The sequence below is a fragment of the Chryseobacterium sp. HNCC26DJ238 genome, from assembly GCF_057180465.1.
This window is the reverse complement of the sequence record NZ_JBXUGI010000005.1, coordinates 61,168-80,521: the sequence shown is the minus strand read 5'-3', so window position 1 is coordinate 80,521 and position 19,354 is coordinate 61,168. Positions and strand designations below refer to the sequence as shown.

18 protein-coding genes and 2 tRNA genes are annotated in these 19,354 nt (G+C 30.5%); 11 read left to right on the top strand and 9 right to left on the bottom strand.

Translation table 11 applies throughout. The features are described from left to right. Nucleotides 1-22: 22 nt before the first annotated feature. Both AC2A07_RS06150 and AC2A07_RS06145 read left to right on the top strand, forming a co-directional pair. Nucleotides 23-433, top strand: coding sequence for a hypothetical protein (locus tag AC2A07_RS06150; RefSeq protein WP_484049691.1), 411 nt, complete (start codon nt 23-25; stop codon nt 431-433). A gap of 45 nt (nt 434-478) precedes the next feature. Next, nucleotides 479-1,174 (top strand): RsmE family RNA methyltransferase, encoded by a 696-nt coding sequence (locus AC2A07_RS06145; RefSeq protein ID WP_484049690.1) that lies wholly within the window; start codon nt 479-481, stop codon nt 1,172-1,174. Between the two features lie 6 nt (nt 1,175-1,180). On the opposite strand, the gene AC2A07_RS06140 is transcribed toward AC2A07_RS06145, so the two are convergent. Together AC2A07_RS06140 and AC2A07_RS06135 are read right to left on the bottom strand one after the other, a co-directional pair. After that, complete coding sequence (locus AC2A07_RS06140; protein ID WP_484049689.1) at nt 1,181-1,627, bottom strand: hypothetical protein; 447 nt, start codon at nt 1,625-1,627, stop codon at nt 1,181-1,183. A gap of 9 nt (nt 1,628-1,636) precedes the next feature. Continuing rightward, nucleotides 1,637-2,299: a TrmH family RNA methyltransferase gene (locus tag AC2A07_RS06135; RefSeq protein WP_484049688.1), complete on the bottom strand. Its 663-nt coding sequence runs from the start codon at nt 2,297-2,299 to the stop codon at nt 1,637-1,639. Nucleotides 2,300-2,380: 81 nt separating this feature from the next. Between AC2A07_RS06135 and AC2A07_RS06130 the strand changes: the two genes are divergently transcribed. From AC2A07_RS06130 to AC2A07_RS06105, 6 genes are all read left to right on the top strand, one after another. After that, nucleotides 2,381-3,397, top strand: coding sequence for an asparaginase (locus tag AC2A07_RS06130; RefSeq protein ID WP_484049687.1), 1,017 nt, complete (start codon nt 2,381-2,383; stop codon nt 3,395-3,397). A 55-nt stretch (nt 3,398-3,452) separates the two neighbouring features. Beyond that, a tRNA-Ser gene (locus tag AC2A07_RS06125) sits at nt 3,453-3,539 on the top strand. A gap of 515 nt (nt 3,540-4,054) precedes the next feature. Further along, the gene (locus AC2A07_RS06120) at nt 4,055-4,825 is read left to right on the top strand and encodes a hypothetical protein (RefSeq protein WP_484049686.1); all 771 of its coding nucleotides are present in this window, start codon (nt 4,055-4,057) and stop codon (nt 4,823-4,825) included. Beyond that, complete coding sequence (locus AC2A07_RS06115; protein ID WP_484049685.1) at nt 4,818-7,274, top strand: DEAD/DEAH box helicase; 2,457 nt, start codon at nt 4,818-4,820, stop codon at nt 7,272-7,274. Before AC2A07_RS06120 ends, AC2A07_RS06115 begins: the two co-directional genes overlap by 8 nt. 177 nt (nt 7,275-7,451) lie before the next feature. After that, complete coding sequence (locus AC2A07_RS06110; RefSeq protein WP_484049684.1) at nt 7,452-8,249, top strand: hypothetical protein; 798 nt, start codon at nt 7,452-7,454, stop codon at nt 8,247-8,249. Then, a tRNA-OTHER gene (locus tag AC2A07_RS06105) sits at nt 8,235-8,329 on the top strand. Before AC2A07_RS06110 ends, AC2A07_RS06105 begins: the two co-directional genes overlap by 15 nt. Nucleotides 8,330-8,830: 501 nt before the next feature. On the opposite strand, the gene AC2A07_RS06100 is transcribed toward AC2A07_RS06105, so the two are convergent. The 4 genes from AC2A07_RS06100 to AC2A07_RS06085 form a co-directional block, all read right to left on the bottom strand. Further along, nucleotides 8,831-9,184 (bottom strand): hypothetical protein, encoded by a 354-nt coding sequence (locus AC2A07_RS06100; protein WP_484049683.1) that lies wholly within the window; start codon nt 9,182-9,184, stop codon nt 8,831-8,833. A 5-nt stretch (nt 9,185-9,189) separates the two neighbouring features. Continuing rightward, nucleotides 9,190-9,465, bottom strand: a complete 276-nt coding sequence (locus tag AC2A07_RS06095; protein ID WP_484049682.1) for a hypothetical protein — start codon at nt 9,463-9,465, stop codon at nt 9,190-9,192. 188 nt (nt 9,466-9,653) lie between these two features. Further along, complete coding sequence (locus AC2A07_RS06090; protein WP_484049681.1) at nt 9,654-10,715, bottom strand: DUF2971 domain-containing protein; 1,062 nt, start codon at nt 10,713-10,715, stop codon at nt 9,654-9,656. 1,088 nt (nt 10,716-11,803) lie between these two features. After that, nucleotides 11,804-12,400: a hypothetical protein gene (locus AC2A07_RS06085; protein ID WP_484049680.1), complete on the bottom strand. Its 597-nt coding sequence runs from the start codon at nt 12,398-12,400 to the stop codon at nt 11,804-11,806. 666 nt (nt 12,401-13,066) lie between these two features. Here AC2A07_RS06085 and AC2A07_RS06080 point away from each other — a divergent pair. From AC2A07_RS06080 to AC2A07_RS06070, 3 genes are all read left to right on the top strand, one after another. Then, on the top strand, nt 13,067-13,681 hold the full coding sequence (locus AC2A07_RS06080) for a hypothetical protein (RefSeq protein ID WP_484049679.1): 615 nt from the start codon (nt 13,067-13,069) through the stop codon (nt 13,679-13,681). Between the two features lie 83 nt (nt 13,682-13,764). After that, on the top strand, nt 13,765-15,636 hold the full coding sequence (locus AC2A07_RS06075; protein WP_484049678.1) for an autotransporter outer membrane beta-barrel domain-containing protein: 1,872 nt from the start codon (nt 13,765-13,767) through the stop codon (nt 15,634-15,636). 4 nt (nt 15,637-15,640) lie between these two features. Further along, nucleotides 15,641-16,327: a hypothetical protein gene (locus AC2A07_RS06070; RefSeq protein ID WP_484049677.1), complete on the top strand. Its 687-nt coding sequence runs from the start codon at nt 15,641-15,643 to the stop codon at nt 16,325-16,327. Between the two features lie 291 nt (nt 16,328-16,618). Here the strand turns inward: AC2A07_RS06070 and AC2A07_RS06065 are convergent, their stop codons facing one another. From AC2A07_RS06065 to AC2A07_RS06055, 3 genes are all read right to left on the bottom strand, one after another. Then, nucleotides 16,619-17,314, bottom strand: a complete 696-nt coding sequence (locus AC2A07_RS06065) for a hypothetical protein (protein WP_484049676.1) — start codon at nt 17,312-17,314, stop codon at nt 16,619-16,621. Between the two features lie 304 nt (nt 17,315-17,618). Further along, nucleotides 17,619-18,023 carry a type VI secretion system tube protein TssD gene (gene tssD / locus AC2A07_RS06060; RefSeq protein WP_314494259.1) on the bottom strand — a complete coding sequence of 135 codons (405 nt, stop codon included), beginning with the start codon at nt 18,021-18,023 and terminating at the stop codon, nt 17,619-17,621. 352 nt (nt 18,024-18,375) lie between these two features. After that, complete coding sequence (locus AC2A07_RS06055) at nt 18,376-19,335, bottom strand: hypothetical protein (protein ID WP_484049675.1); 960 nt, start codon at nt 19,333-19,335, stop codon at nt 18,376-18,378. Nucleotides 19,336-19,354 lie beyond the last annotated feature (19 nt).

Here is a 19,354-nt window from a genome sequence, read left to right as displayed (position 1 = left end):
AACTAAAAATAAACATCTACAGATGAAAATATTATTAGAAGAAAAAACACTGGGAACCCATTCTAAAAAAAACTCAAAATATTACTGGGTTTTAGAAACTGTTACCGGAAAAAATGAAGTAACAGAAAAATCTGAGGATGAAGATTATTTAATGGTAAGTTCAGAAACAGGATATGTTCAGAATGTGAAGGAAGAGATCGTAGAAAAAATCAATTCTGAAAATGTATTCAGTTTTACCTATGAGCCTAAAGAGGGAGATTATTTATCGATCAAAAACAATTTAAGAAAAAACGAATACCTGAATTTGATTTTTATGAATAATAAGTGGGTTGAAGAAATCTACATGTGTTCCTACAGGGACTGTGACGGTGACATCTATACCACGATAAAAACCGGTGTAGCATTTTTAAGTGATAATGAAATCACATTTTAAAAATCATTTCATTCAATAAAACTTATCTAGATTCAGTATTTACATATGAAACTTTTTTTTGGAGAAATAAACGGTGAAAAAACCATCATCAATGACGAAGAACAGCAACACATTGTTAAAGTACTTCGTATGAAAGACGGTGAGGAAATTCATGTAACTGACGGAAAAGGAAATCTCGCTTCCGGAATACTGGTTATAGAAGGCAAAAAAGCAGGAATTGACGTTAATGAGGTTAAAACTGAAACCCCTGATTTCAATCCTTACCTGCATATTGCGATTGCTCCTACAAAAAACATTGACCGCATTGAATTTTTTGTTGAAAAAGCAGTAGAAATGGGAATTTCAGAAATTACGATTCTGCAGACCGAAAAGACGGAGCGTAGAAATCTAAACATTGATAAACTAAGAAAACAGGCTATTGCTGCATCTAAGCAGAGTTTGAGATTTCACTTTCCTGTCATTAATGATTTGGTTAAATTGCCGGAGTTTCTTAAAAATGCAGATCCTGAAACTACTTTTGTAGCGCACTGCAACGAAAATTTAGAAAGAATCAATTTGAGTGATATTCCAAAATTAGAAAGCTACACTTTTCTGATCGGTCCTGAAGGAGATTTTTCTGATAAAGAAATTCTGTTTTTAGCAGAAAAAGGAATCAGAGCAGTTTCATTAGGGAATCAGAGACTGAGAACCGAAACAGCAGGAGTTTTTGTCGCTGCATGGAATTATAATAAGATGATCTGATTTGCGCTATTCATATCTGATCCGAATTTTTTCAAATTTCACCTTCCCTTTTTTGATGTAATATTCTAAGGAATCGCTGGTTTCAATATTATAATGAGAATAGCCCTTTTTAATTTCTGAAATAGTATCTCCCCGGATGCTAAATTGATAAAACTGATAAGACTTTCCGATACCTCCCTTTATAAAAACCATTCTCCAGATATGATTTTTTCTTTCCAACAGTTTCAACTGTCTTGAAGGCAAACCGGGATTTGAAATATTATCCGTTATATTGAATTCTTCATCAGGATTCGCAAGAAACAGTTCATTATTTTCTGCTGCCTGAAAAAAATCCCTGATTTGTCCGGGAATTTTGTTCTTGTCATTCAGTAAAATCCAGTTTAAATCAGTCTCCTTTTCCTTTTTACAGGAAAAAACAATGAGAATAATCGTCATGAAAATAATATTTTTCATGCAATGAATTTACTGATTTTCTCTTACATATCTGGCTAAAATCTGTTCACCGCTTTTTATAGAATTCACGGCCCAACGGATTTTCATCTTCAGAAGTTTCTCTTCATTAAGCTTATAATCAATATCAGATCTCATGAGCTTCTGTTTCAGCTCGTACATACAGATTGAAGCAGCTACCGAAACATTAAAACTCCTTGTGAAGCCATACATCGGAATGGCTAAGGTTTCATCTGCAAAATCTAAAATCTCCTGCGAAACACCCTCCATTTCAGTTCCGAAAACCAAAGCGATAGGTTCGGTAATGTCATATTCGGGTAACATCTTTGCATTATTCTCTAAAGAAACAACAACAATTTTATAACCCAGGTCTCTGATCTTTTGAAAAGAGTCCATATTGCGGGGAAGTTTTTCCACTTCAACCCAAGTATCAGCGCCCTTAGTAACTTTAAGATTCGGCTCAAAATTATTTTCTTCCTGCAGGGCCACTACCTTATGAAAACCACAGGCTTCCACTGAACGGACAATGGCTGCAGCATTTCTAAACTGGTACACGTCTTCTAAGACCGGAAGGACAAAATCTGAACTTTCGGGAGCAAAATGCTCAATTTTCCGTAATCTTTCTTCTGTTAGGAACTGTTTTAAATATTCGTAAGTTCCGGCTAAATATTCCATCTATTTTCAAATCTTTGCAAATTAACGTAATTTTGAAATTCTGAACCTGAAAAGGAACTCAAATATTTAATTTAAATTAAAATGAAGCGAAAAGTCCTTCTGATTTATACCGGCGGAACGATCGGTATGGAAAAAGATTACGAAACCGGCAGCCTCCGTGCGTTTGATTTCGGAAATATTTTTGAGAAAATGCCCGAAATGAAACTGATGGAATGCGAAGTTTTTGTACATCCTTTCGCAAAGCCACTCGACTCTTCCGACATGGGACCTGAAGAATGGAGAGTTATTGCCAATTACATTTTTGATAATTATACAAAATACGATGGCTTTTTAATCCTTCACGGAACAGATACCATGTCTTATACTGCTTCAGCATTAAGCTTTATGTTGAAAGGCCTCAGCAAACCGGTTATTTTAACTGGTTCACAGCTTCCGATCGGAGATCTGCGTACGGATGCCAAAGAAAATCTTCTGACCAGCCTGTATTACGCAAGCCTTTACGAGGAAAATGAGGCAGTGATCCAGGAAGTGGCCATTTATTTTGAATATAAATTACTGAGAGGGAACCGTACCCTGAAGTATTCTGCTGAATACTTTGATGCATATGCCAGTCCTAACTACCCTATTCTCGGTCAGTCAGGGGTTCACCTGAAAATCGACAAAGACACGTTATTCCGTTGTGATAAAAATATTGAATTTCATGTGGATGAGCACATTTCTGAGGATGTCCTGTTCTGGAGGATTTTTCCCGGAATGAAATTGAATCATTTTAAAGAAATCCCTAAAATGAAAGTTCTTATTCTTCAGGTTTTTGGTTCGGGAACCATTTTCAGCAGTGAAAAAACTTTAGAAACACTACAGCAGATCAGGGCAAACGGAACTGAAATTGTGGTGGTAAGCCAGTGTATATCAGGAGGCATTTCATTCGGCAAATATGAAAACAGTAATATATTCGCTAAAATAGGAGCAATCAGCGGCAGGGATATGACTGCAGAATGTGCCATTACAAAAGCAATGCATTTAATTGATAATCCGAATTATCCCGGAAGTTTTTCTGAGAATTTTTCAGGAGACATTTGCGGAGAAGTTAGCAAATAAGAAAATATTACTTTGTAAATCAAATAAAATAACGTATTTTCGCAGTCTTCAATTTAGAGAGGTGTCCGAGTGGTTGAAGGAGCTACCCTGGAAAGGTAGTATGCGGGTAACTGTATCGAGGGTTCGAATCCCTTCCTCTCTGCAAACATTAATTGAAATCCGTTGAAAACCAACGGGTTTTTTTGTTTTCTATAGATTTATTCCCCACCATTTCCCCACTGTAAAGTTATAATATTCTATATTATCCTGCATAAAAATGTGATGAAAAATTATTTCAGGGTTAAGATATTATTATATTTCCATTGCTCAATCACCCTCATAATTCAATATCAATGCAGGTTCTTATAGGAATCAGGAAAGTGACTGCAAAAACATTGTATTCTTTTTCGTAGTACAGAATAAATTTTCAGGAAATTATTTTCAAAACCAAAATCCTTGAACCCGTACCCCCTTAAAAAAATCGACTTTCCTTTTGAGCAAAGAGGGGGTGGTTTTATACACATATCCCGTTCTCTCTAATTTACTAATTTTTTTCAATTAAAAATTTCCTCTAACAGGGTCAAATTGTTTTGAGATTCAATACCTTATTATTTTGATAAATATAAAGTATTCATATATTTGTTAAAACTACAAACCTGTAAACCAAAATTTTGTTGAATGTTTAATCGATATAAGATAAAAATTACTGAGAATATTATTTTACATTTCCTGAATATTGATGTTTATAATCCTCGTCTTAAAAACTACATTGAAGAAAGTATTCATTTTATATGGAATGGAGATAATGAATTAATAGAAGATACGAGTGACATTACGATCACAAAGAAAGAAATCTTAAAGCTTATTGAAGGGAAATCCGAGGAACAGAAAATAGGAATTGTATCCGAATTTATTTGTCATCTTTATATTAGAGCTAATAAGTTTAAACAACATTTTCTTTTTAGAAATCTTGAAGAAAAAGGGATGAAAAAGGGATTTGATGGTGTCTACTTGATTGATGATGACTATTTTATTTACGAAAGTAAATCATCTCTGGAAACTACACTAACAGCAACTCATAATAGTAATATAGGTGAAGCATACCGTGATTTAAAAGGTAAGATTGAAGGAGGTAATACTACAAATGACCCGTGGAGAAATGCTTATAATCATTCTAATATAAGATCTATTGATTTTAATCAAACAATATCTCAAACATTAAAAAGCTTATCAAAAGATTATGTTAATGGTACTTACAGCCAAATCAAAGATTACAATATAATACCAAGTTCAACTATATATTTAGGAACAAGGTATTCAGATATTGATAAGAATATGTTGAAGGATAATCTTGTCAGATTGTTATCTAAATATAATTTTAAAAGTATTAATGCAGTTTGCATAAATAAAAAATCAATTCAAAATTTTATTGATTATCTAAATGAGTAAGATTCAAACCAGAGAAAAACAACAATTAAGTTCATTAAAAAATAATGAAATACTTAATGAGTGTCTGAAAAAGATAACACTAAATCAAAGACTTGATTCTGATGAAATAACTTATATTTTATCTGCTGCAATTATATTCTTTAGATATTATAATCACGATAAGAGATATAAAGGCTACTTTAATATAGGCTATTATATAATTTTGAAATATTCCATAATCCATAAAGATTATAAACCATTGTATGATATCAGTTTGCAAATTGGCTTTTATCCAATTTCTAACTATATACTTTCAAAAGAGTATCTCATAGAAAGTTTCATAAATGAAAGAATAATAAATAAAATGATTTATGAAAAATATAAGAAAGACAATTACATTGAAACCATTGAGCAATCAAACAGAAGTTTGGAAATTTTTGAAAATATTAAAGAAAATGATTCAGCATACATAGCTCCTACATCGTATGGTAAAAGTTCGATAATTAAAGATGTAATTATAAAAAATAATTTTGATAAAATTGGAATAATAGTTCCAACTAAATCACTTCTAATACAAACTTACAATGATATAAGAAAACTTAATTTAAATTATAAGTTGATTTTACATGATGAAATGTATAATAATGAAGAAAGATTTATAGGAATTTTAACACAGGAAAGGGCTAACAGATTAATTAATAAGATGGGATTATCTTTTGATATCCTATTTATCGATGAAGCACATAATTTACTAAAAAGCGATGCAAGAAATTTATTGTTGTCGAGATTTATAATGTTAAATCATAAATATAATAACAACCAACGAGTACTCTATTTAAGTCCTCTTGTTTCAGATTCATCACAACTTAAAATTAAAAACACATCTGAAGGAAAAATTTATGAAAGTACCATCAATCATAATATGAAAGCATTTGATGTGTACTATCTTGACAAAAGAGGTAAACTAAAAAAGTACAATAGATTTACTGATGATTATTACAATCTTAAAATGGATTTTGAATTTGCAGAATATATAATTAATAAGAGTAATAATAAAAATTTCATCTATAATTACCGTCCAAAATTCGTTGAAAGAATAGCGCATAAAATTTATAATAGTATTGATGATTTTGATGAGAGTGAAGAATTAAATAAAATTGCAAAAGTTATCTCCGACGAAATTAATGGAGACTTAGATTTAATCAATTTAGTTAAGAAAGGTGTTCTCTATCTTCATGGTAAACTACCTAATATTTTAAAAGAATATTTGGAGAATGCTTTTAAAGAAATTAAAGAATTTCGATATCTTGTTGCAAATTCTGTAATATTAGAAGGGGTTAATTTTCCTATTGATAATCTATATATAACATCTACATTTGGATTAAGTTCAAAAGACTTAAATAATTTAATAGGAAGAGTTAATAGATTAAATTATGTTTTTTCTCATTCCCTTAAACGATTATTATCAAAAGTTCATTTTGTAGACAGTGATGATTTCACTGATTCACGAAGTAATATGGAAAATAAAATTAAGCTTTTAAGAGAGCATATTTTTATTGATGAAAATAAAAATCCATTATTGGAAAATTATGATATTGAAAATTTAAAGTTAAGTAAACAAGAGAAAGAAAAGAAAAAAATTAGAGATTTACTAATAATTGACTCTACAAATTTCCTATTAAATGTAAATCCTGAAAATTTTGAAGAAAGAATAACGCATTATTTTATAGAAAATAACATAGGTGATTTTTACAAGGAAATTGATGTAGTTATTAAATCTATTATCAAAAACATTAATAATCTTCCACGAGGTAATAATTTATTACATATAATTTACAAAATATTCATAGAAAATAATGAATCAAACATAACAGATTATGAAGTTGAACGTTTGAAAAATTCACAGGCAAGGAAATATTATCAAAACTATATTGACACATTTCAATTGTTAGGCTTGAAAGAAAAGATAATTTCTACTGTAAAATATTTTGAAACTAAAGCGTCAAGCTCCACTGATTCTCTTTTATTTATTGGTGGTTCTTTTGGTGAAGAGATTAATACTTCAAAAAAATATAATAATCCTGAATATCTTAATAAAGTTTATATTAACTTAAAAAATAAATCAAGACAAGAACTTTCAAATATTTCATTGATAAAAATAAAACTGGAGGAAGATTTTGTGAGTTTCAAGCTTAAAAAACTTATAACTTTTTTATATGATTTTCAAATAATTGATGAAAATACATACTATAAGGCTATATATGGAAGTGATGATAAAGAGATTATTGATTTAACAAGAATTGGTTTAAATCCTAATGTCATAAGAATTTTAAAAAATAGTAATCAAATCGAAAACATTAGTTTTGATGATAATGGAAATTTAACTTCTAATGATGACTTCGTCAATTTTTTTAATGCACAACCTGAATTACTTAAATTTGAAATAAATAAATATATCAGTTTAGCTTAATATTATATTACTATTGATTTTTTGCTTGAAATATTTAACAGAAAGTCTTAAAAACAGTTTAAATGTAAACATATTGTACATCTATTAGAATAAAGTTGCAGGAGAATTATAATAAATTTTTCTATCTATATATTAATGCAATTCGTATATTTAAGCATTAGCTTCAATACTTTAAAAGTGGCATTTAGATTAAAATCAGTTACAGAATTAAGAAAGATATTAGGACAATATGATGCAGTTGTGCAATTAACAGAAATTTCAGTTAGAAATTTTATGGAAAAGGCAAATGAGCATTCTTCTATTCAAGAATATATTACTGAACAATCAAAAAAATATAATATTCGAACAAATGATGTTGAAGTTGACATACTAATGAATAGACTATCTCTTCAATATATTGCATCAGTGCAACAATATGCTGAATTATTTTTCTATAAATTCAAAACAGAGTATGAAGAATTATACGACCACAAAATGGAATTTGGAGATTCAAATGATACTTTTCTTGAAAAATTGCTTACAAAACTACCTTACAATAAAGAAGTTTTATTATCTGAAGTAGGACAAATCCATTATGACATAATTAAGTACTATAAAAAGGTAAGAAACAAATACTCACACTATTTCCAAATTTCAGATGATTCTCTTCAATTGGATTTCCAAAATTTGATTATTAAAAAAGATGAAATAAATGAAAAATATGATTTATTTGATGCTCCGAATGATTATGAAAATCTCTGTTTCAATGATTTTATACTTTTTACCAGAGCTTTGAAATATTTTGCAAATAACTTATATGATTTTATAAAACCAAGTGATGATATAATAATAAATCATTTAAAAAGAAAAAATTTTAAACTAAATTTATTACATAAAGAGGAACGATATAAAAATGCTTTAAAATCTTACTTATTGCAAGAATATGGAATCAATGACTTAAATATTAATTATATATATACAGCTTTAGTAGCTTAATTGGTAAAGCACTTCCTCGATATTTTACGGTAATATGAAATATCAAGAAGGGTATCTTAGTTCGAATCCAAGCTAAAGCACATGAATACTGTAGCCAGCAAAAATACCTAATAAAAAATTATTGTGTATTTATACAAGGTTCAAGGGTAATAACTCTATGATCACATAACCATTTTAATTATGTTGAAAAAACTATGTTTTTCTAACATTTCCACATTTTAGCACCTAAAATTTATTTTTGACACTGATTACCAGAAAAAAAAGATAAGGGCTAGAATCTTTGAACGCTAGGGTAAAAAAAGCTTTTATTGTTGTGTAGCAGACCGTATAAAATGTTTTTGTAGATACAAATCTTATTTTAAAATTAATTTTGAATACCTCATTTTTATTGATACTGATTCTAAAAAGTCATATTGATCCATTAAAATGAATGTCATTTTGCCAAGTAAAACGAAAATCACACTAAACAGCCTATCAGTAATGGTTTAAATATATTTATAAAGTATTTATTACGCATAAGTCCTAGGAATCTCAGAGATTGAATATATGTATCATTATGACACTCGGAGAGCTGATAGAAATTATTCTCTCAACTCCAAAACTTTTTCCATTGATTGGTTAACAATATTCATCAACTGAGAAGTTGTACCTACAAAATTTATTTTCCCTTCTAAGTCTAAGAAAAATTCTTTTTCAGAAGAAAATGGTTTTGTCCTTGATAATTTAATTAATGCTTTAGAAGTGTAATTCTTAACCTTATCAAATTGTTTATCAAAACTCCTTAAATGCTTTGCAAAAGAATCTCCATTTTCCATAGTCATTGCATTTTGCATAAAACTTAAATCTGCACCGTTCTTTGCTCCTCTTGGACACTTGAAAGCTATACGAACTAAATTCTCATATCTCGATGCTTGTGTGTAAAATTCTGTACTCATATTCATTATTTTAATAAGGATGTTAATGATACTGTCAATAATGCTCCAACTGCCGCTCCAATTAGCGTAGCAAGTAGGAGATTGCTACTCAATTTATTCCACATTCTCATGTAATAATCTGGATTAAGTTTTTTCTTTTCTTCTTCTACCCATTTATAAGCATCTTTGAGTTTTGCAGAAGCAAAATTATCTCCTTCGCTATACTCAAAAGATTCTACATCATCTTTATCTTTAATCACCTTTCTTGTCAGAACTTTATACTGAACTAATTGGTTAGCCATTAAATCCTCAAAATTTGGATTATTTTGTATTTTAAGAATATATCTTCCTTCTCAACTTACGGTTTGCATTATTACATCCATAGTTCTTCTTTCATCATCAATTCCCATTATACGAAAAGTTATTGTTGCCATATCATCAATTATTTTATAAAATATACATTCAATCTTTTATGGTTATTGGTTTTAAATTAATCTTGTAGCACTATTTGTTTTAAGTCAATTAATTTAAAAACATTTTCAGATACTTTTTCTAAATTAATTTTGCCAAGACTTCTTACTAGAGTATTTCCATTTTCATATTCACCAGACATATATAGATTGTCATTGAAATTTTCAGCAAGGTGAGTAACTAATTCAATAAATAATTCATCATTTTCTTTATTTTTTTCATCATCTCTTCTATAAAGTGTAAATATATTACCCTCATTAACGAATTCACAATTTTTGCCATTAAAAAAGTGTTTTCCTAAACTTATTGAATGTATTGAATCTAGGGAATAATGAAAAAAACGATTATCAGAACCTTCATAATCATTTGTATCAGGATACAAATTACTGAAGGGGATACCCATATCATTTTTATAGACAGATAATCTCCATTCGTTTTCATACTCCCATTCATTTCTTTTTATGGTTGTAGCATATAAAAACGAAACATCAGGTGTTGAAAAATCCTTTGAAAATACATCAATAAATTCTATGTTTTCAACATATTGCACTGGGCGAAAACAATAGTTGTTAACATCTTTATTGATTTTAATACTATCTAACAATTTTTTTGTATCAAATTCAATCACAAAACCTGTTTCATTTGTATAGTGAGACCACATTAAAATATTGAACGGTATTGTGGTTAATGATATTATGCCAAAATTTCTTGAGAATGTTGTATATATAGCATTTCTTATATTATAAAATTTTCGCTTTTTATCTTCTTCATATAAACTTCCAAAATCGTGTTTTACAAACTCTTCACGGTTTATTATTCTTTCATAAAAACTAATATATCTTTCTTTAGAAATATTTCTAAAATCCAAAATCAATTCAGAACTATCAATTGAATCATTAAACAAAAATGGATGAGTAGCATAAAGTTTTAAATCTTTTAATGCAGTTATCGAATTTTTTGTTATTGAATAATATTTGTAAATTTCTTCAGGAGTATCTCTTTTGGGATTAACTTCTACAATGTGATTATTATTTTTGTCTAAAATATAAGTGAAATCCTTGTAAGTGTATTTTTGTTCCATGTATTAGTTAGAGTTTAAATGGTTGATGAAAATTAATTATTTTATATTATTAACTCGATAGCTTTTTGTAAAATTTATTCATTGATATCTAAAAAGTGAAAAAGTCCCTTATCACTTAATTCAACCATATTTTTATAACAGTGGATTGTTAATAAAGATTTTTCAAGATTTAAATTTCCACTATCATATCTATCTTTAGATAATTTGGATTTTCTAAATAAATATCCTACAAAATCAGGAAGGAATAAGAGGCTTACTTCTGATTTTTCACAAAAGGTCATTTGTTTTAAAATAAAATTTTCATTGGGGAAAATAAACTCATCAGTATCATCAACTCCGTAAACATTCCTGTCAAAAAGACATTTAGTGAAAAATTTTCCAACAATTTTACACCTTTTATAAATTCATCCTCTAAATCAATACATTTTTCAATTTCTATTCTTATTTTTTTTACTTCTTCTATATTTATGCTAGTTTTTTGTTATAAATTTTGGAAAATCTTCATCAAACTCAGCTACATAAAAATCAGTTTTTAATAATTTAAAATGATTTCATTTAATGCAATTAGCATAATTGATGAATGTTAAAATGTTTTAATTGTATCGTTTGATCAGCGCCATTAAAATCCATCGTTACATTTTCATTTGGGAAAACAAATGCTCTATCACCATTTTTAGTTACTTCTCCCTTTAAAATTTCACCATATTCATTATAGGGATATTAACTTTCACGGGATAAAAAAGTCAAATTTGATGTCTTAGTTTTATTTTATGTCCACAAGTAGAACATACAATTATTCCAGATATTGTCATTTTAATTTATTTTGAGTTTGGTAATATTGTTGCTAACGTTTAAATTTACATAGTACATTAATCTAAATTAAAAAACTTTGTTAAACTAGTTATGCTATTTCTTTATGATTGGTTATTGCACTTAAGTTTTACTTGTGGAAAAAATTTCGGAACACTGTGGTCGTGGGACAATTGAAGCAAAAATCTTCAATACTTTACAAAAGTTTAATCGAAGAACTGCCGTTGAAGTCTGCAGTTTCGCCCCACTTTGCTAAACCCCTTGATTTGCAAGGCAATCTATTTAAAGAGTTCTGCTTTGCTTTCGCTTTTTTCAAGTTTTCCGTTTATTTTATCAAAATCAAGTTTTTGGATAAATTCATCAAATTCTTTAACATCTGCAAATACCCAATATGTAGTTTCATCAATATATTGATTTGAAGAAGCTGTACTTTTATTGACGAACGTAACAACGTGTTGCCCATCTTTTAAAATCAAAAATTTGGGGGACAGTTTTTTCCCGAAAGAAAAAAACCATTTCGAACCGAGCCAAGCAATATCAACATTGGGAAATTTAACATCAATTTCTTTTGACATATCAGTTACATTATTCTCTTTTGCAACTTTTGACCATTCTACATATTTATCTTTTGTAGCTATTAGAGCCTCTTTAAAGTCATTGAGTTTACCACTCTTAATCAAATAGTTTGCTTTTGTACTTGATCTTTCGGCATTTACTTGAATATAAACAGTAAAATCATCACTCTTTCCCTTACTTGCTTCAATTTCATAATTTTTATTGAAGTAACTCATGGTGTAACTATTAATAACTTCTTGAGCATTTATTAGTCCAGGAAATATTACTAAAAAGGACAAAATTGTAAAGTTTCTTTTCATAATGATTTTTTTTATTTAATATTTATTTTAGTCATATATATAAAATCAAAAATAATTATAATAATCAGTAACAAATTACTTAATACCGTAAATCGCAAAAAATTTAAATTTATATACCATTTTGTGTTTATCACTAATCATCAAAATGTTTAGTGATAAAGAATGACGATTTAGCTATTTCTTCATTTTCCCTTAAAAATAAAGAAAGTTGAAAAATAAAAATTCAGTGTTTTTACCTAATTTTATATAATTAGATTGCATCTTTTCTTAAAACCAAAATCCCGACTCTCCTCAGGAATTTTTACTTTTAATTTCCTTAATATCATATTTCTTATCTCGGATCCGGTTCATCAGGAAGAAATTCCTTGGTTGAGCATCCTAATGCTATTGCAATTAAATTTAGATGGTTTAAATTATCTTTTACTTTTTCAGATGGTGCTTCTATCTGTGAAATAAATCCAATACTCTTCCCAATAAAAAGAGATAGCTCCTACTGAGTAATACTTATTGATTCTCGTATTTCTTCAACACGTTTTAGAAAAATTAGGCTTTATCATTATAAGTGAGGGATTTTGAGGGTTATTATTTTTTTTTAAAAAAAATTAAATTTCGTTACTTTGCAGCAGGATATTACTGATTATTATCATTAGTCAATACCTGAAACACATGATGAAAACAAACGACAATGCAATGAAACTAAGATTTTATCTTATGCGCAGTTTTTTACTGCTCATTCATTTAGTATTGTATTCATCATACTTTTCAGCTCAGAATTACAGAACAGTATCCTACGCAGTAAAAAATAAAGAAAATTTAACATATCATAAAAATTCTAAATACTGTTCATCCGGATCCACAAAAGTTTATATAAAACCAGGAACAGTCATAGTTGGTCATTTCAACGTCAGCCAGAAAAATATTCCATCCAAAGAAAAACAGAAAAAGCAATCAAAAAAAACTGTAAGCTCGATCTACAGACAGAAAAGGAAATTTAAAAAGCAATATGACAAGCCCGCTTTAATTGTCAATAACTCTTTTTCTTCAAGTCTTATCATCCGAAAAAGCAGACATCTATTTGTAAACCATACTTCAAAGCATCATGCTGTAATAATTCCTGCTTCATTTTTATATAAATGTATATTGCCTTGCAATATATTTCTTAAGATACATTATCTCATCTCAGATAAAGAAAAGAAAATCATCTACAGATCTTACCGGTTTTTCAGTAACGTCTGTAAATATTCTTCTTCGCAAAGGGGACCTCCTTACAGCAATACATAAAACAGCATTCACATCAGTATACATTTATGATATATAAATGTATTCAGTGAAGTATTTAAAACAAATCAAATGAAAAAAAAATTATGTATAAAGAAATACACTTACTTTGTAAGCTGGGTCTACTTTGCCTGCTTACCTTCTTTTCAGTTGCCCTACCAGCACAAACCAATTATTTTGTTAAATCGGGAGGTACCGGTAACGGGACATCCTGGGACGATCCCTTAGGAAGTATACCTGCTCTAAATAACAGCCTGAACAATGTTCACATCTATATAGCTGAGGGAGATTATTATCATATCAATTCTGCTTATTCTTATATTGGCAATAATGTTGTCATCCAGGGAGGTTTTTCAAAAGATGCTACGGGAACTGATTTGTCGGGTTACAATCCTGAGGTTTATATTTCAAGAATTTCGAAAGCATCAACAATACGATTTATTAATATAACTGCTACTGATAATAATTTCAGCAACAATAAACTGACTGTTAAAGGTATCTATTTTCAAAGTACAGGAACTACGGCAACACCGGGAAGCATCATTAATCACGAGGCAGGTACACGCTATTACCAATTAAAGGTAGAAGACTGCAAAATTCATGATTCAAGAGGAAGCTCGGGCTTTTTCCGCATAGCAGTCGGTAACAGCGGTAAGGCTACTCATTGGTTTCATAACAATAAATTTTACAGAAATACAATGGGTGCTACAGGACCATTTGAATACACAACGGTCAATGGTGACGTAAAAGTCTTATTAAGTAACAATCTTTTTGGCGAAGGTAATGCCACAGACGGCACAGGGTTTTATGCTACCTCAGCAGGGAACAGTACTACAAGCCAGGCGCGTTTTTATATCATCGGAAATGTATTTTCATGTGGAACTGCAAACTCCACAACCGGAGGGATTTATCTGACAGCATCAGGAAATACAATCATTAAAAATAATGTTTTTCTGGGAATTCGCGGGACAAACTATGGAGGGGCTATTTTTGCAACAAACGTTCGGGGGCTGCAGATTGAAGACAATTATTTTATTCAGAACTTTACCAATAACACAGGTGTCGGAGCAGGAGGAGCAATCGCGATAGAAACTGCAATCAATTCCGGTACAATTGTTACAACAAACCATATTAAAAATAATTTTTTCTATGAAAACAAAGTAAGTACCAATACCGGAGGAGGAAGTGCTATTTCATTTGCTACAGGAGCTGTCGGAACAGGGGCAAATTATGATATTGAAGGTAATATCTTCGCTTACAATAATGCCCTACAGGGAACAGGCGCAGGAAGACAGGCGGTAATCCAAACCAGAGGAAGCACCATCGGAAATATAAGAAATAATATTTTTTACGGGAATAAAAACAGTGGTGGAGATCAGGATATTTATGCAGAGATCAAAGCGGCATCTGCAAATAATGTCGCCGGTGTTATAGATAATAACAAATTCCAGCTTACCAATGCTTCAGCTTATACCGGTAATAATCTCCAAATTAAAATATCCGCAGGTACGGGTAATACTTATGGTACTACTGCAGCTGACATTGCAGATTTGAATGCAGAAGATTTTATGATTGACTGTTATACCGGCAGTGTAGGTTGCTTTAAAATAGATGACAGCAATGCTGCCGTTTCTAAAATCTCAAAGTTTGGAATTTCAACATTCACATCTCAGGCTCAAAACTGGCCTCAGAAAGATATTGATGGGAAGGATATCAATAATGGAGTAATGGTGCTTGCATCAAATACAAAACCTTTTGTGGTAACAAGAGTTAAAAATCCCGCAGAAGTGCTGGGAACAGATTCAGAATTAAAAGGTGCAATTGCATATGACACTGAAAGAAAATGCCTTATGCTGTTTGATGGTGATCAATGGGACTGCATTGCAAAAGGATGTGACAGATCTATTTATGATGTATTAGAAAGTATCAAGGCTCAATTAGGAACATCTAAAAATTAATAATATGAAAAGTATAGTATTGTCAATTCTCATTATGCTGACCGGAACCATAAAATCTCAGATTATCATTGGTGACAATAATCCTGAGTCTGTATCTACAGACAGTAAGGTACTTCTTTCTTTCAGTTCAGAAAATATGGGAATCATACTCCCTATCATCGATTCAGCTAACGAAAATGCAGCGGCAAATAATACGGTAAGAGTACCGGGAGCACTGTATGTAAGCCGTGCAGGGAGAAGTATCAGAGTTTATGCTTTTCCGTCGGTTCAGGATCCCACAGGTATAATATCTCTTACTTCTCCTTTACCATCAGCTGTTGCATTACCAACAGCAAACGCTTTAGAAGAAACTACGCAAAATACAGGAGTGATTATGGGTGCTGTGGAAACGACCCAGAATGGCATCCTGGTATTGGAACACGAAGCAAAAACTTTGGTTCTTCCTTTAATAGGGACCGTTGCTCAGCCTCCTCATAAATTTGTAAAAAGTCCATACATTGGAACGATTGGTTTTGCTGAGACTGAAAATGCTGTATTTCCTACTACTAAACCAACTAAAAAAATGTTATGGGTATATAACGGAGGAGATAACAGTATCAATGGCGCAGGTCAGTGGCATATGTGGAGAGCAGGTGTTGAGATGCCTCCTACCGGAGTCATCGATCAGAGCTATTTAGATAATCTGCCTTAAAAGAATTTAAAATTTATTAATTCTTCTCCTAAAATCAAGTTTCATAAATTCACTCGATGAAGAATCATCTGAATTGGAATAAACAGAGACCAGATCTTATGATCTGGTCTCTTTGTTGAAATACATCAATATTTCAACAAATATATTGGATTATGGATTGTGGTATCACTGATTACATTTTTTTCTCTTAAAAACCTGTTATCTTTAGCCCCGATTGAAGCATTTGCCTGAGCTCATTTTTCTTAAAAAGAAAAATAGCGAGTGCGGAAAGCGGGATCAGGCTCCCGAAAATCAATTGCAAATAGTAAGAAAGTTTTGATTCCTCATATGGATCCTGATCATTGATTCAGATTTTAATTCGCTGTAAATACTTTTCTCAAAAGCTTCCACTTCGTTAAGTTTAAAATCAATAAAATCGGCAATTTTCACTACGGAAAAGTAAAAATCACTATATACAGACATATCAACTGTATTTCCAAAACGCGGTAGATAAGCTTTTAAAAAAGGAAGCGTTTTCTGATGAAGGTCATAATCGAGGCAATATCCGTTTTTTTCTTTCAGTGTAATGATTTCATAATGATTGAGATAATCAAGGATGCTCTCATTTTCTTTCATACTCATCTGATGTTTATGAAAATATGCATTGATTTTATCCAATATACATTGGGCGTATTCCATCATTGAAATGATTTTGGGTTCTGACACCTGACTGATCTGTGTCTTGGAATTTTTTGAGTTATCATCGATATTAAACGAGATTCCATAATTTTCAAGCGACGAAAAAAAACAGTTTTTTACCTGGACTGAGGCATCGGCCTGTAATATATCACCGGAAAAACTGTAACTTAAATAGGGTTTGTACAGTGCTGCAAAACTTTTAAGAAAATCAATTTCACTGGTGTTATAATACTCTTCAAACCACAACTCGAGATTATTGTAATAATTTTTTTCGAATTCTCTAAAATTTAAATAAAACGGTAATTCCATGTCCTTAAGATTATATTGCAAATCTATCAGTGTAATGCGACAAAACTTGACGCATTATATTTTGTTTTATTTAAATCATGTTTTACATCAGTAACAACTGATGATCTGATGGGTTTACTATTTTTATGGATCGGATAGAACCTATCCTGATCTGTGGAATATGTTTAAATATTTGAATTTCTTCCAATTTTTTTTTAGCGGTACAGAGTTTGAAAAACAAAGTGTGATTGCCTAAGAATAAATTATAAAAAAAATGTGTACAAATAAAAATTTGTACACATCGATCATTTTATAAGTAATGAAATTATTTTCCAGGCCAGATACCTTCGTAGGCAGCTCCGCCATAATTAATTTTTTCTGCACTTACGATAAAGCTGATCAGCATCGAATTCTGATCTACTGCATCAAAGTCTACTTCATGTTGAATGACATATCCGTTTTCCCAGTTTAAAGTGATCAGTGTCCCTTCTTCATGAGATTTGTTAAATGTAATTTCTCCTGAAGTCGGTTTATACTTACCATTAAGCAAACTTTCCAGGATTTCAGATTTTTCTGTTGCTTCAATTGTTAATTTGATAATCGCATTGGAAGGATCTGAAGCTACACGTCCCGAAACATCCGTAGATCTTGATACGCTGTAATTAAGCTTTAATAATTTCTGTCCTTCGCTTCCGTTGAATTTTAAGATTCCTCTTGAATTGTCTGCCATGTTTTGTAAATGTTAAACTGTTAATATTTTGTGATTTGATGTTATATCTATAGCGAAGATAGAGCCAAAAAGGAGTTATAAAAACTTAAACAGCAGTTATCTGAGATTTTGTAGTAAAACTACGATTTCATGTAGTAGAATTACGACCTCAGTCAACATAATAGAAAAACCCTTTGTTGATAAGGGTTCCCTAACAATCAGACTATATAAATTTCACCTTAAAAGGAGAAATTTAAGACTTTTTTAGGAAGGATTAACAACTGTTAACAGATGGTCTTTTATGAGATAGACTTTAAATATTGCTACTCTTAAAGAGTAAAGTCTTCCGGCATTGCCGTGATTAGGAATAACTTTATATCAACTTATTTATTTTAAAGTCAGTAGAATACAATACATTGTATTGGGTATAAGAATGACTGATTTCCAGCTCTTTTATGGTTCCGTCTATTTTTGAAACTATATACTTTCCTGCAAAATTACTTATTTCAGAAGGCGAACTCTGATACAGGATAACCTCATCTGCATTTTTAGAAACATCAGCGGTCTGCTCAATATTTATCTCACCTGACTGATTTTCCAGAGTCATTTTAAAGTGAGATTTTCCATTTTTAAAATCATTCCTGATATTGGCAAAATAGGTTTTGATCAGCCAGTCTTCTTTCATTTTTTTCTGAAACAATTCCTGATTATGAACTACATACTCAAATTCTTCAATATAAATCCTGGCATACTGATCTGGAAACTGATCTAATAGTTTTTCTTTAATTTCCGGAAATCGTTCAAATGTTTCTTTCAAGAGAGCAACAGTCAGAATTTCGCCTTTTGAGTCCGTACAAATTTCAATCGGGCTGACAGCCTGAATGCAGGCAATGGCAAGATCACCAATCTTTGTCTCTTTTTGATTTGAAAAATAATTCTTTGACAAAATAAAAGTATGCTGACTGAATTCATTTTTTATCCACTGCAAAGAAAATTGATAAGAAAATGAGTTTTCAGTTTTTATCCCGTCACTGAAAGATGATTCCGTAACATGTACCTGGTATTCACTTTTATCATTTTCAGGATTGAAAATAATTTTTGGATTTCTTTCAACGCTTTTGAATACAGCATCATTTCTCGAATTATACTGCTGAACAGTAAAATGATCCGGTAAAAACAGTTTTTTTCCGGCAACAAGATGTTCAACAATATAATCCTGTCCGGCACAATTGCTGTTGTGAAATTCTTTAATATATAAAGGGTTTTCCAGATTTATTTGCTCGGCAATACTCTGCAGGGTATCACCGTGACGGATGAAATGAAGAATGATCAATGTATTTTATCTTTTTGTG

What these genes read in the sequence shown, in the direction of transcription:
- AC2A07_RS06150 (WP_484049691.1), top strand. Translation starts at nt 23, where the DNA reads ATGAAAATATTATTAGAAGAAAAAACACTGGGAACCCATTCTAAAAAA.
- AC2A07_RS06145 (WP_484049690.1), top strand. Translation starts at nt 479, where the DNA reads ATGAAACTTTTTTTTGGAGAAATAAACGGTGAAAAAACCATCATCAAT.
- AC2A07_RS06140 (WP_484049689.1), bottom strand. Translation starts at nt 1,627, where the DNA reads ATGAAAAATATTATTTTCATGACGATTATTCTCATTGTTTTTTCCTGT.
- AC2A07_RS06135 (WP_484049688.1), bottom strand. Translation starts at nt 2,299, where the DNA reads ATGGAATATTTAGCCGGAACTTACGAATATTTAAAACAGTTCCTAACA.
- AC2A07_RS06130 (WP_484049687.1), top strand. Translation starts at nt 2,381, where the DNA reads ATGAAGCGAAAAGTCCTTCTGATTTATACCGGCGGAACGATCGGTATG.
- AC2A07_RS06120 (WP_484049686.1), top strand. Translation starts at nt 4,055, where the DNA reads ATGTTTAATCGATATAAGATAAAAATTACTGAGAATATTATTTTACAT.
- AC2A07_RS06115 (WP_484049685.1), top strand. Translation starts at nt 4,818, where the DNA reads ATGAGTAAGATTCAAACCAGAGAAAAACAACAATTAAGTTCATTAAAA.
- AC2A07_RS06100 (WP_484049683.1), bottom strand. Translation starts at nt 9,184, where the DNA reads ATGAGTACAGAATTTTACACACAAGCATCGAGATATGAGAATTTAGTT.
- AC2A07_RS06095 (WP_484049682.1), bottom strand. Translation starts at nt 9,465, where the DNA reads ATGGCTAACCAATTAGTTCAGTATAAAGTTCTGACAAGAAAGGTGATT.
- AC2A07_RS06090 (WP_484049681.1), bottom strand. Translation starts at nt 10,715, where the DNA reads ATGGAACAAAAATACACTTACAAGGATTTCACTTATATTTTAGACAAA.
- AC2A07_RS06085 (WP_484049680.1), bottom strand. Translation starts at nt 12,400, where the DNA reads ATGAAAAGAAACTTTACAATTTTGTCCTTTTTAGTAATATTTCCTGGA.
- AC2A07_RS06080 (WP_484049679.1), top strand. Translation starts at nt 13,067, where the DNA reads ATGATGAAAACAAACGACAATGCAATGAAACTAAGATTTTATCTTATG.
- AC2A07_RS06075 (WP_484049678.1), top strand. Translation starts at nt 13,765, where the DNA reads ATGTATAAAGAAATACACTTACTTTGTAAGCTGGGTCTACTTTGCCTG.
- AC2A07_RS06070 (WP_484049677.1), top strand. Translation starts at nt 15,641, where the DNA reads ATGAAAAGTATAGTATTGTCAATTCTCATTATGCTGACCGGAACCATA.
- AC2A07_RS06065 (WP_484049676.1), bottom strand. Translation starts at nt 17,314, where the DNA reads ATGGAATTACCGTTTTATTTAAATTTTAGAGAATTCGAAAAAAATTAT.
- tssD (WP_314494259.1), bottom strand. Translation starts at nt 18,023, where the DNA reads ATGGCAGACAATTCAAGAGGAATCTTAAAATTCAACGGAAGCGAAGGA.